General features: G+C 70.6%; 8 protein-coding genes. 6 read left to right on the top strand and 2 right to left on the bottom strand.

The features are described from left to right. Positions 1–12 precede the first annotated feature (12 nt). Positions 13–1,569 carry a DUF2079 domain-containing protein gene (locus tag ASF76_RS00625; protein WP_055951476.1) on the top strand — a complete coding sequence of 519 codons (1,557 nt, stop codon included), beginning with the start codon at positions 13–15 and terminating at the stop codon, positions 1,567–1,569. Positions 1,570–1,764: 195 nt separating this feature from the next. Here the strand turns inward: ASF76_RS00625 and ASF76_RS00620 are convergent, their stop codons facing one another. Continuing rightward, on the bottom strand, positions 1,765–2,667 hold the full coding sequence (locus ASF76_RS00620) for a LysR family transcriptional regulator (protein ID WP_055951473.1): 903 nt from the start codon (positions 2,665–2,667) through the stop codon (positions 1,765–1,767). A 71-nt stretch (positions 2,668–2,738) separates the two neighbouring features. Here ASF76_RS00620 and ASF76_RS00615 point away from each other — a divergent pair, with 71 nt between their 5' ends. Then, a complete protein-coding gene (locus tag ASF76_RS00615) occupies positions 2,739–3,701 on the top strand; it encodes a DMT family transporter (protein ID WP_235561199.1) in 963 nt (320 codons plus the stop codon). A 171-nt stretch (positions 3,702–3,872) separates the two neighbouring features. Here the strand turns inward: ASF76_RS00615 and ASF76_RS00610 are convergent, their stop codons facing one another. Continuing rightward, a complete protein-coding gene (locus ASF76_RS00610; protein ID WP_055951470.1) occupies positions 3,873–4,493 on the bottom strand; it encodes a hypothetical protein in 621 nt (206 codons plus the stop codon). A gap of 467 nt (positions 4,494–4,960) precedes the next feature. On the opposite strand from ASF76_RS00610, the gene ASF76_RS00605 reads away from it, so the two are divergent. The 4 genes from ASF76_RS00605 to ASF76_RS00590 all read left to right on the top strand — a co-directional run bounded on the left by ASF76_RS00605 (position 4,961) and on the right by ASF76_RS00590 (position 12,739). Then, entirely contained in the window at positions 4,961–8,308 is a 3,348-nt protein-coding gene (locus tag ASF76_RS00605; protein ID WP_082484768.1) for a family 16 glycoside hydrolase, read from the top strand. A 55-nt stretch (positions 8,309–8,363) separates the two neighbouring features. Further along, positions 8,364–10,595, top strand: coding sequence for an MMPL family transporter (locus ASF76_RS00600; RefSeq protein ID WP_082484767.1), 2,232 nt, complete (start codon positions 8,364–8,366; stop codon positions 10,593–10,595). A 117-nt stretch (positions 10,596–10,712) separates the two neighbouring features. After that, complete coding sequence (locus ASF76_RS00595) at positions 10,713–11,762, top strand: lipoate--protein ligase family protein (RefSeq protein WP_055951464.1); 1,050 nt, start codon at positions 10,713–10,715, stop codon at positions 11,760–11,762. Beyond that, positions 11,759–12,739 (top strand): DNA-methyltransferase, encoded by a 981-nt coding sequence (locus ASF76_RS00590; protein ID WP_055953243.1) that lies wholly within the window; start codon positions 11,759–11,761, stop codon positions 12,737–12,739. Before ASF76_RS00595 ends, ASF76_RS00590 begins: the two co-directional genes overlap by 4 nt. The last annotated feature ends 219 nt before the right edge of the window (positions 12,740–12,958 follow it).

Raw genomic sequence — 12,958 nt, 5'->3', positions numbered from 1 at the left:
GAAGATGGGCGCATGACCCAGACGTCCGTCCCCGCCGCCCCCGGTGACCCCGCCGGCGCGCCGACGGTGTCGGCCGCGCCCGAGGCACCCCGACGGTCCCCGGCCCCGGGCCGCGCGCCGGAGTTCGCCGCGCGCGTCTGGGAGCGTCGCCGTCTGTGGGCGGCCCCCACCTCGGTCTTCGCCGTCGTCTTCGCCGGCTACGTGCTCTTCGCCGCCCAGCAGTGGGCGCAGTTCACCGCCCGCTCTTGGGATCTCGGCATCTTCACCCAGCTGCTGTCGCGGTACGCGGCCCTCCAGCCGCCCATCGTCACCATCAAGGGCGACGGCTACAACCTGCTCGGCGATCACTTCCATCCGCTTCTCGCGGTCCTTGCGCCGGTCTATGCGGTCTTCCCGTCGGCGTTCACCCTTCTCGTCATCCAGGCCGCCTGCTTCGCGCTGGCCGCCGCCGTCTTCACGCGCGCGGCCCGTGCCCGTCTGGGAACGGCGACGTCGGTGGCGCTCGGCTTGGCGTTCGGTTTCGCGTGGGGCCTGCAGTACGCCGCCGACGCGCAGTTCCACGAGATCGCGTTGGCTGTTCCGCTGTTGACCCTCAGCCTCGTCGCCGTCCTGGATCGTCGGTGGCTCGCGGCATGCCTCTGGGGCGCTCCGCTGGTGTTCGTGAAAGAAGACCTCGGCCTCACCGTGGTCGTGCTGGGGCTGGTCGTCATCCTCCTTGCCTGGCGGGAGGGCGGCGTCCCCTCGGCCCCTGCGACCGAAGCGCGCTCGGGCGCCGCGCCCGGCCGGTTCCTCCTGTCCGGTGTAGGGCTGGGTGCAAGCCTGGCGGTGTGGGGCGTGGTCTGGTTCGTCGTCGCGACGATGATCGTTCTGCCGGCGCTGAACCCGGGAGGCGAGTGGGCCTACGCCGACAAAGCCGATCCGATCAGCGTCTTCGCCGACGCCGCTACCCTGTTCGACCCGGCCAAGGGCGAGACCGTGGCCCTCATCCTCGCCTGCTCCGCCGGGCTCGTGCTGCGCTCGCCGGTGGCTCTGCTGCTGCTACCGACCCTGGCGTGGCGCTTCCTCTCCACCAACAGCGGCTACTGGGCGCCCACGTGGCACTACAGTGCCGTGCTGATCCCGATCGTGCTCGTCGCGTTGCTGGATGCCATCGAGCGCGGGCGCTCCTCACGGTGGGGGTGGATGCGCGCCTACGTCCGTCAGGCTCCGGCTATCGCGGTGACGGCGGCGGTCGTCCTGCTGCCTGGGCTGCCGCTGTTCTCCCTCGTCGAGGCGGCGAGCTGGGAGCCGTCGCCGCGCGCGGCGAGTGCCCAGGCGGCGATCGCCGCCGTGCCGGAGGGGGCGAGCGTCGTCAGCGACATCGGGTTGATGAACTACCTGGTGAGCGACCACGACGTGTTCTGGATCGGCAACGTCAATCCCGCCCCCGACTGCCTCGTCATCGACACCGTCGCCGGAGGCACTCCCGGCGAATGGGGCGACGTCATCGCCGTCGGGCAGCGGTTATTCCCGGGGATCGGGTACACGGGGGTCTTCGACAGTGACGGGTACCAGGTCGCCTGCCGCTGAAGACGGCGGGCGCTGGGCCGTGCACGCACGGGTGCGGCGCGACGCCGGGCCGTTCCGGCTGACGATGCGCGCTGCGCCGAGCCGGTGGCCGCTGCCGGTCTGCGCGAGGCCGGGCGGTGCGGCTGGTCGAACCGGTGGCCGCTGCCGGTCTGCGCGACACCGGGCGGTACGCTGCCGATCCCGCCGTGCCGGAAGCTACCCCGCCGCCGCCCGCGCTGCCACCGTGCGTAGGGCCTGCAGTACGCGCCGCACCGCGGAGTAGGCGAGCGTGTCGGGGCGGGCGAGAGCGTCGACGTGACGAACGAGTTCGAGGTCGGCGAGCGGGCGCAGGACCACGCCGTCGACCGCGAGAGGGATCGTCGTGGTCCTCGGCATGACGGCGATCGCGGCTCCGGCGCGCACGACCTCGGCCGTCACCGAGAACTCGTTGATCCGATGCGCGATGCGCAGGGGTCGTCCGACGTGCGCGGCGACATGATCGAGCACGCCCGCGAGGGGGAACCCCTCGTGCACCGACACCCACCGCTCATCGGCCAGGTCGGCGGCGTTCACCGTGTCGCGGTGCGCGAGGGGATGACCGGCCGGGAGGGCGATGTCGAGGGGTTCCTCGAGGAGCGCGGTCGCCACGACGCGATCGCGCGGCCAGGGCGCGTCGTGCGCCAGGCGGTGCGCGACGACCAGGTCGTGGTCGGCGGTGAGCCCCGGGAAGTCACGGTGGGCGACATCGGCGTCGGTGAGATGCAGCGGGGGGATGCCGTCCAGCTCGCGCAAGAGAGGACCGAAGAGCGTCAGCCCCGCGCTGTGGAACGCCGATACGCGCACGGGCCGATGGTCGCTCTCCAGGAACGCCCCCACCGCCTCCCGCGCGGCGGTGAGCGCCTCGTCGACACGAGTGCCCGCCGCGGCCAGTGCTTCGCCCGCCGGGGTCAGGGCCAGGACGCGTCCTCGCCGCATCGTGAGCGGCACGGGCACGCGAGCCTGTAGGGTCGCGAGCTGCTGGGAGACGGCGGATCCCGAGATGTGCAGGGCCGCGGCGACGGCGGCGACGCTTCCCCGGTCGCCGAGCTCGCGCAGCAGGCGGAGGTGAGCGGCATCCATAAGTCCGAACTTACGTGATGCGGAAGAACATGGCCGTTGCTCTTCAGGGTGGATCGAGCGACGGTGGAGTCATGACCCGCCGCCCACCCGAGATCGTCGTCGACGTGCTGCTCATCGCCGTGGCGGCGGTGTGGGGCGCCAGCTTCCTCTCCGCCAAAGAACTGACGGACGAGGTCGGAGTCGCCCCCGCCGTGGCTCTGCGGTTCATCGTCGCCGCGGTCGCGCTCGCGGTGATCTGCCTGGTCGGACGGGAACGGATGCCGCGCGGCCGGGGCCTCGCGATCGCGGCCCTCCTCGGGTGCTCCCAGGCGGCGGTGATCGGGCTCGAGACCGCCGGGGTGCATCTGACTTCGGCGACCAACGCCGGTCTGCTCATCAGCCTCGCTCTCGTCTTCACCCCGGTGCTCGAGAGCATCGCCTCCCGCTCGTGGCTCCCGCGGTCGTATTTCGTCGCCGCCGTCACCGCGGTCGTCGGGGTCGCACTGCTGATATCGGGCGGCGGGTTGCGTGCACCCGCCGTCGGCGACGCGCTCGTCATCGCCGCGGCGGTGGTGCGCGCGTTCCACGTCACGGCCAGTGCGCGTCTCACCCGCGGTCGTCACGACAGCACGCTCGCCGTCGTGCTGGTGCAGCTCGTCGTCTGCGCCGTGACGTCGTCGGCCGTGGCGGGTGCCGACCTCCCCGTGGCGGTCGGTCGCCTCACGGCATCCGGGTGGGCGAACGTGCTGTTCCTGGGGTTGCTGTGCTCGGTCTTCGCCTTCGTGGTACAGCTGTGGGCGGTGCGGCGCACGTCGGCGACGCGCGCGAGCATCCTCATGGGCACTGAGCCGGTCTGGGCTCTGGCTGTCGGCGTGGCGATCGGCGGCGAGGCCGTGGGGCTCCCCGGACTCGCCGGGGCCGCGCTCATCATCGCCGCCTCCTACGCGGGTCAGGCGATCGAGCGCCGCCATCGCCGCGGGCTCGCCGCGTCGACCGACGGCGGGATCGGCCATGCGTCGTCCGAGACGCGCGGGGACGCCGTTCCCGCCGCTTAGCGCTGTCAGGGTCGAGTGGGCGCGCCGCGGCCTCCGCGCCGATGTCGGCAGGCCGCCGCACCGGCGGTCGCGCCGATCGACCCGCTGCGCACCTCGAGGGTCTCGCCGGAAGAAGGGTCCCTCTGCCACAGGTGACCCCGTCGCGCCGCCCTCGACGCGACGGGGTGGAGCTCACCCCTGCAGCAGGGTCAGCGTGATCGTGGCCGAGTACGCACCGGGGGTCACGGACGCGGGCGTCTCCAGCAGCAGGCCGGCGGTGGCCGCATAGGCGCCCCCGGCGGCATCCACGGCGCTGTCGACGCTGGCGAGCAGCTCGGCATCGCGGAATCCGCCGGTTCCGGGGTCGACATCGTCGCCGGGGGCGACGACCTGATCGCCACCCGACGGGTTTCCCGCGAGGATCGACGGGTACCAGCCGAACGCGTCGGCTGAGACGATGTCCGGCTGGCCGGCGTTCCCGACGAAGTCGGTGATCGAACCCATGACGTACCAGAACGAGGCGGGGTCGACGTCCTCGGGCAGGCGGGTGTCGGTGACCGTCACCGTCGGCAACGTGCCAGAGAAGGTGCGGTTCGTGCCCGCCGCATCATCCTCGGTGAGGACAGCCGATTCGGCGGCGACGGTGAGCGCGAGGACGCCGGGTTCGGCGGCCGGGTCGATCTCGACGCTCACGTCGACGGTGTCCTCGTCCGCTGCGAACGCGCTGCCGCCGCCGACGGCGGCCAGGATGCCGACGCCGAGGGCGGCGACGCCGAGGCGGGCCGAGAGGCCGCGCCGAGAGGTGGGGGTCATGGATGCTCCGTTCTTGCACCGTCGCGGACGGTGAGGGTGCCGGCGGGTCTCGGCGGCGGGTGGGTCGAAACGGCCGGCGTCGGGCCGGTCGGCGAACGAGTGTCGCCCTCGCTGCGGGCGCGCGCGTCGGGCTCGAGGGAGCCTCGTGGCGGCGCTGTCACGAGTGGTTCGGCGGGTTCGTTGCGACAGTAGCCGTCGTTTCGGAGGCGGTCAAGCAAAAGATGACGTTCATCCGGCGTATGCATGCCGAAGAAAAAACGCCGTGTCCCTGCGGTTTAGCGCGATCTCCGAAAAACATCTTGCCGGCTGACCGGGCTGAACCGCGTTGCGCCAGGTTTTTCTTAACAGAAACTATTCAAGTTTTGTAGACGTATTGGCAAAAGCCTCCTACAGTGACGACGGTCGAGGGCGACCTGAGCGATCCCATCGGTCGACGCCGGCCCCGACGATCACTCAAAGGAGCAACGATGCCCGTACCCGCTGTCTTGTCCGGCCCCCGCCGGCGCAGCACCCGCGTCGCGAGGACCCTCGCGGCCGGACTTCTCGGTGGAGCGCTGGTGGCGACGGGAGCGATCCTGCCCGCCGGCGCGGCCGTCACCCCGTTCGTCAACACCCCCGCGGACCTTCCGAAGCAAGAGCCAGGCGTGACACTTCGCACCTACTCCACGCCGCCGCTGACCGAGCTCTGCACGCTCAAGTCGGGCCAGACGCCCAACGTCGACAAGCTCATGTCGACGATCGACTGGCGCACCGACGAGCAGTTCGGCGCGGGTGACAACTTCGTCACGCACGCCCTGGCGAACCTGACCGTCAGCCAGCCCGGCCAGTACGCGTTCCGCCTCACCAGTGACGACGGCTCGCGCCTGACTCTCGACGGCACCCAGATCATCGATAACGACGGCCTCCACGGGGCCGAGTCGGTGGAGGGCACGGCGACGCTCGACGTGGGTGTGCACGACCTCTTCGTGGAGATGTTCGAGGCCACCAACGGCCAGCAGCTCACCGTCGAGTGGAAGACCCCCGGATCGTCGAGCTTCACGGTGATCCCCAACAGCGTGCTCAGCACCGAAGCCGGCGTCGTGCGGGTGACCGCCCCCGGCACGAAGTACTGCGAGGGAAGCAGCGACTCCGCGGGCGACGGACTCCGACTGGACGCCGTGAATCCGAACTACACACTGGTGAACCTGCGCCCCGAGGGCTTCAACCCGAAGGTGTCGGGTCTGGCCTTCCTCGGCAACGGCGACCTCGCCGTGCTCACCACAGGCTCGGTCAACTCCGGCGGCTGGGACACCTCGGTGCCGGGCAAGGTCTTCGTGCTGAAGGGCGCGCAGGCCGCCGACGGCCCGGAGGACGTCACCGTGGTCGAGGCCGCCAGTGGTCTGCAGAACCCCATGGGCATCGACGTCATCGACGACAAGATCTACGTGTCGGAGCGCTACCAGCTCACCGAGCTCAGCGACACGAACGTCGACGGGTCGTACGAGACGAAGCGCAAGGTCGCCGAGTACCCCTCGGGCAACAACTTCCACGAGTTCGCGTTCGGCCTCATCCACGACGACGAGAACTTCTACGTCAACCTGTCGGTCGCCATCGACAACGGCGGCGCGACCACCACCCCCCAGCCGGCCAAGAACCGCGGGACGTCGGTCAAGATCAACCGCTCGACGGGTGCGATCAGCTACGTCGCGGGCGGTCTGCGCACGCCCAATGGCGTCGCCTTCGGCCCTGAGAACGAACTGTTCGCGATGGACAACCAGGGCGCGTGGCTTCCCTCCAACAAGCTCGTCCACATCGAACAGGACCGCTTCTTCAATCACTACACCACCCCCGCGGGGCCGTTCGATCAGAACCCCGTGACCCCGCCGGCCGTGTGGATCCCGCAGAACGAGATCGGCAATTCCCCCAGCACGCCGATCCTCATCGAGAACGGCCCCTTCGCCGGTCAGATGATGTTCGGCGACGTCACCTACGGCGGCCTGCAGCGCGCCTTCCTCGAGAAGGTCGACGGCGAGTTCCAGGGTGCGGTCTTCCGCCACTCGGCCGGCTTCGAGGTGGGCGTGAACCGCGTCATCGAGGGTCCCGACAAGTCGCTGTACATCGGCGGCACCGGTGAGGGCGGCAACTGGGGTGAGGCTGGCAAGCTCACCTACGGTCTGCAGAAGCTCGTTCCGAAGGCGACGCAGAACACCTTCGACATGACCTCCATGAAGGTCGTCGAGGGCGGCTTCGAGATCGCCTACACGCAGCCCCTGTCGGACGAGACGGTGGCGAACCTCGGCTCGGCGTACCGCGCCGAGCAGTGGCGGTACCTGCCCACCTCCACCTACGGCGGACCCAAGATCGACGAGGAGATCCTCTCGGTCACCGGCGCCACGGCATCCGCCGATCGAAAGACCGTCACGGTCACCTTCGACGGTCTGAAGCAGGGACGCGTCGTGCACCTGCGTTCGCCGCAGCCGTTCGCCGCGGCGAACGGGGAGAAGCTGTGGAGCACGGAGGCCTGGTACACCCTCAACTTGCTGCCCGGCTATGTCTCGCCCGCCGACCAGGGCTGGTACGAGGCGGAGGAAGCGCGCCTGAGCGGCGGGGCCAAGTTCGACTCCGAGCACAGCGGCTACTCCGGTGCCGGTTTCGCGGGCGGCATGTGGCAGGCGGGTTCCGCATTCGAGTTCACCGTGAACGCCGAGACCGCGGGCACCGTCCCGGTCACCGTGCGCTACTCCAACGGCCCGAACCCCGCACCCGGCTCCAAGGACGTGAACCTGTACGTCAACGGCCAGAACCTCGGCAAATGGGACTTCCCCTCGACGGGGGACTGGAAGACCTGGGCGACGCTCACGCGGGACATGCCGCTGGTCGCCGGGTCCAACACCGTCGCGCTGAAGTACGAATCGGGCAACAAGGGCAACATCAACGTCGACGTCCTGTCGATCGGCACCGCCGACATCTGCGCCCCGGCGCAGGTCGAAGACGGGTATCGGTCGATCTTCGACGGCACGCTCGAGAGCCTCAATGCCGGCTGGCGCATGGCGGGTCCCGGTGGGTTCGGTCGCCAGAACGACTGCAGCATCCGTGGCGAGGGCGGCCTGGGCCTGCTCTGGTACAAGGCCGAGGAGCTGTCCGAGTACAGCCTCAAGCTCGATTGGAAGCTCATCGCCGATCACAACGGCGGCGTCTTCGTCGGCTTCCCCGACCCGAAGGGCGACCCGTGGGTCGCGGTCAACCAGGGCTACGAGATTCAGATCGATGCCACCGACGCCGCCGACCGCACCACCGGCGCGATCTACACCTTCCAGGGTGCGGACCCCGCGGCGGTCGCGTCTTCGCTCAAGCCCGTCGGTTCGTGGAACGCGTACGAGATCGTCGTGAAGGGGCAGAACATCAAGATCTTCCTCAACGGCACGCTGGTGAACGACTTCACCAGCACCGATCCCGCCCGTGACCTCTCGCAGGGCTTCATCGGCCTGCAGAACCACGGAGGCGGAGAGGCCGTGTCGTACCGCAACGTCCGCATCAAGGACATCGACGAGCCGGCTCCCCTCGCGGTGACGGCCTCCGCGGAGGTGCGGTGCATGGCGAAGAAGGCGTCGCTGACGGTACGTGCGACCAACACCGATACGGTGCCGGTCGACGTGACGCTGAAGACCACGTGGGGCGAGAAGCTCATCCCCGCCGTCCAGCCCGGGGCGACCGTGTTCCACACCTTCACCACCCGCGCCGCCTCGGTCCCCGCCGGCGACGCGTCGGTGAGCGCGACCGGCGACGGTCGCACCGGTGCCGCCACGGCGGCGTACGCGGCCAAGAGCTGCGGCTGATCCCCCAGGCGCCTCCGGCGGTGGACCCCGTGTCCATCGCCGGAGGCGCTCCCTCATGTCCCAGAGGTCCCCCATGCTCTCCTCCCTCGGCCGTGGCGTCAGCCGACACCGACTGCTCGTCGTCCTCGCCTGGGCACTGCTCGTCGTCGCGGGCGCAGCCCTGGCCGGTGACGCCTTCGACCGCACGGTCTCCGTCGCCGACGCCCCCGCCGGCAGCGAGTCGCTCCGCGCGAGCGACCGCCTCGACGCCCTCGACCCGGAGGGTGAGATCGTCACCGCCGTCATCCGTGGCGAGGACTTCTTCGCGCCGGGGCTCCGCGACAGCGCGACCGCCGTCATGGCATCGCTGCGCGCTCTCCCGGGTGTCGTCGACGTCACCGACGCCTACACCGCGGGCGGCGCCATCGGCGACGACGGCCGCTCCTCACTGGTGGTCGTCGAGCTCTCGCGCGACCTGCCCGAAGACGACGCCGTCGTCGTGGCATCCGAGGTCTCCGACCTGCTCCACTCCATCGCCGCGCCGGAGGTGCTCGTGGGCGGCCCGCTGCTGGCGGAACAGGCCTTCGTCGACCGCGCCGCCACCGACGCGGCCATCGGGGAGGGGGTCGCGATCCTCGCCCTCGTCGTGCTGCTCACCGTCGTGCTCGGGTCACTGCGCATCGCCCTCGTCCCCGTGATCGCCGCCCTCGCCGCGATCGCGCCGACACTGGCACTTCTGGGTCTGTTGGCCCTGGTGGTCGACGTCAACGAGTTCGCGGTCAACGTCGTCACGATCCTGGGTCTCGGACTCGCTGTGGACTACAGCCTGCTCGTCGTCTTCCGCGTGCGCGAGGAGAGCGCCGCCGACCCCGCCGCCGCGGTCGACGACATCGTCGCGCGCGCGGTCGCCGGCGCCGGTCGGGCCGTGCTCGTCTCCGGGCTGGCGGTGGCCGTGGCGCTTCTCGGCATCCTGGTCCTCGGCGATCCCCTCCTCTCGGGGATGGCCCTCGGCGGCGTGGTCGTGGTGGGGGTCGCGACCCTCGCGGGGCTCACCCTCGTTCCCGCCGCGCTGTCCTTCCTGCATCGCACGCTGCCCGCTGCCGGAGAGCGCACGTGGGCGCGTCCCTGGGCCGGGCGGTCACGACGCGACGGCCTGCTCGTCTCCTCCACGCGCCTCGCCCAGCGCCGCCCGGGGGTCGTCGCCGTCGCGGCGGCCGCGCTCATGCTGCTTCTCGCCGCCCCCGTGGCATCCCTCGCCCTGGACGATTCCGACATCCGCTCCCTGCCCGCGGCCGCCGAGGAACGACGAGCGTACGAGGCGACGACCACCGGCTTCACCGGGATCGGGATCGAGCCCGTCACCGTCGTGCTGGACGGATCGATCCAGGATGCCGCGGTCACCGGCGTGCTCGACCGGATCAGCGCGCTCCCCGAGGTCACCGACGCCGACGTGGTGCAGGGGTTGCCGCCCGAGATCACCGCGGTGGAGTTCACCCCCTCGGGCTCCACCGCGACGGGTCCTTCGGCGCAACGGCTGGTCGAGGCCGCGCGGACCCTCGATTCGTCGGTCCCGCTCGCCGTCACGGGACCCGCCGCCTGGCTGATCGACACCCGTGACCAGCTGCTCGCGCGACTGCCCTGGGCTGTCCTCGTCGTCGCCGCGGCGAGCTTCGCGCTGCTGTTCGCCCTCACCCGCTCGGTGGTGGTCCCGGTGAAGGCGCTCGCCCTCGCGACGCTCACCGTGGCCTCGACGCTGGGCGTTCTGACCGCGGTCTTCGGGTGGGGGTGGGGTGCGTCCCTGCTGGGCTTCGAGTCCACGGGCACGCTCGACGTCACCACTCCGCTGTTGATCGGTCTGCTCGCCTTCGGGCTGACGATGGACTACGAGGTATTCCTGCTCGCCCGCATCAGCGAGCGATGGCGTGCCCGCGACGTCGCGCTCGACCCTCGCGCCGTCAACGCCGAGGCGGTGCGTCACGGGATCGCCCGCACCGCCCCCGTCGTGACGCTGGCCGCCGCCGCCATCAGCATCGTGTTCCTCGGCTTCGCCTTCGGCGAGCTGGTGGCGATGAAGGAGATCGGCGTCGGCATGGTGGTGGCGGTGGTGCTCGACGTCACCGTCGTCCGCGGACTCCTCCTGCCGTCGCTCATGACCCTGCTGGGCCGCGCCAACTGGTGGCCGGGCACACGGTCCGACCGGCGGCGATCGGCGGATGCCGCGGCATCCGCCGAGCCGACGTCGTCGCGGCTTGCCCGAGAAGTCGAGGCGGATCGCGCCCCCGCGCGCCGCGAGTCGGCATCTCGCTGACATTTCGGTTCAGCCCGCAACCGTCTCGTCGGCGAGACGCCGTCTCGCGGCGCGAGCCACCCCCGGGTCCCCCGCCCCGGCACCCGGCAGGAGGCTGCGCCGCCGTAGGCTGGACCCATGCACGGCGAGTACAAGGTCCCCGGCGGCAAGTTGGTCGTCGTCGACCTCGAAGAGCGCGAGGGGCGCATCCACGGGTTCCACCTCGCGGGCGACTTCTTCCTCGAGCCCGACGACGCGCTCGACGACATCGATCAGGCCGTCAACGGTCTTCCGGTGGAGTCCGACGTCCCCACGATCGCCGCGGCGATCCGCGCGGCACTCCCCGAGGGGGCGCAGTTGCTCGGCTTCACGCCCGAGTCGGTGGCCACGGCCATACGCCGAGCGCTCGTCACGGCTCCCGGCTGGGCCGATTTCGAGTGGGAGGTCGTGCACGACCGGCCCGTCTCGCCGCGCATGAACCTGGCCCTCGACGAGGTGCTGACCACCCGCGTGGGCGCAGGTCTCCGCAAACCCACGCTGCGCCTGTGGGAGTGGAACGAGAACGCGGTCGTGATCGGCTCGTTCCAGTCGTTGCGGAACGAGGTCGACCCCGCCGGTGCCGGCAAGCACGGCTTCGACGTGGTGCGTCGCATCTCGGGCGGCGGTGCGATGCTGATGGCGGCGAACTCGATCGTGACGTACTCGCTGTACGTTCCGGCATCCCTCGTCGCCGGCATGACGTTCGCCGATTCGTACGCCTTCCTCGACGACTGGGTGCTGCAGGCTCTCCGCTCGCTCGGCATCGACGCGGTGTACCAGCCGCTCAACGACATCGCCGGCCCCCACGGCAAGATCGGCGGCGCCGCCCAGAAGCGTCTCGCCAACGGCGGCGTGCTGCACCACGCGACCCTCAGCTACGACATGGACGGCCAGGTGCTCACAGAGGTGCTGCGCATCGGCCGCGAGAAGCTCAGCGACAAGGGCACCGTCTCGGCCGCCAAGCGCGTCGACCCGCTGCGCAGCCAGACCGGTCTGCCGCGTGACCAGGTGATCGATCGCTTCATCCAGACCTTCACCACGCTGTACGGCGCGACCGAGGGGCACATCACCGACGACGAGTACGCCGAGGCCGAGGCGCTCGTGGAGTCGAAGTTCGCCACCGACGCGTGGCTGCAGCGCGTCCCGTGAGCGCCGTCGTCACCGGCGACGCCCTCGAACCGGGTGCCGTCGAGATCCACCACGCCGACAATCTCGCCGTCACCCCGGCGTACGCCGACAACTCGTTCGCGCTCGTCTACCTCGACCCGCCCTTCAACACCGGCCGCACGCGCTCGAAGGCCGTCGAGTCGGCGACGTGGACGCCGCCCGTCGAAGAGCCCCAGGATGCCGCGACCTCGGATGCCGCCGAGCCCTCGGCCGCGGCATCCGAGGTTGCGGCATCCGACGACCCGAACATGCTGACGTTCCCCGAAGAGGAGCCGCCGCCGCCTCCCGTGGTGCAACGCGGCTTCCACGGGCGCGAGTACGCGCGCCTGCGCGGCGACCTCCGCACCTACGACGACCGCTTCGACGATTACTGGGGGTTCCTCGAGCCGCGGCTGATCGAGGCGTGGCGTCTGCTCGCCGACGACGGCACGCTCTACCTGCACCTCGACTACCGCGAGGTGCACTACGCCAAGGTGATGTGCGACGCGCTGTTCGGTCGCGACAAGTTCCTCAACGAACTCATCTGGGCGTACGACTACGGCGCGAAGACGAAGCGCCGCTGGCCCACGAAGCACGAGACGATCCTCGTGTACGTGAAGAACCCGGCGACGTACTTCTTCGATTCGGATGCCGTCGACCGCGAGCCGTACATGGCCCCGAGCCTCGTCACGGCCGAGAAGGCCGCGCGCGGCAAGCTCCCCACCGACGTGTGGTGGCACACCATCGTGCCGACCACCGGGCGCGAGAAGACGGGTTACCCGACGCAGAAGCCGGAGGGGGTGCTGCGCCGCATGGTGCAGGCGTCGAGTCGCCCCGGCGACAGCGTGCTCGACATGTTCGCCGGCAGCGGCACGCTCGGGGCCGTCGCCGCGCCCCTCGGTCGCGACAGCGTGCTGATCGACGACAACGCCGATGCCGTCGCCGTGATGCGCAAACGCCTCGAACCGTTCGTGCGCTGACGCGGTCGCTCCGTGTCGCGCCGCCGCTGGCTGGCGTGGGCGCAATGTCAGTGGCTCGCGCAGGGTCAGTGATTCGCGCAACGTCAGTGATTCGCGCAGGGTCAGTGATTCGCGCAACGTCAGTGCGGGTCGCCGTAAGCGGCGTGAGTGTGCGCGCATCGCTGGGTTTGTTGCCGTTCGTGGACCGGCGTGCCGCGTCGCCCGCCGCGACGAGCGGTT

This window comes from Microbacterium sp. Leaf151, assembly GCF_001424225.1.
Taxonomy (GTDB): Bacteria; Actinomycetota; Actinomycetes; order Actinomycetales; family Microbacteriaceae; genus Microbacterium.
Note: the sequence above shows the minus strand (reverse complement) of the source record. Positions and strands in the feature narration are given on the sequence as shown.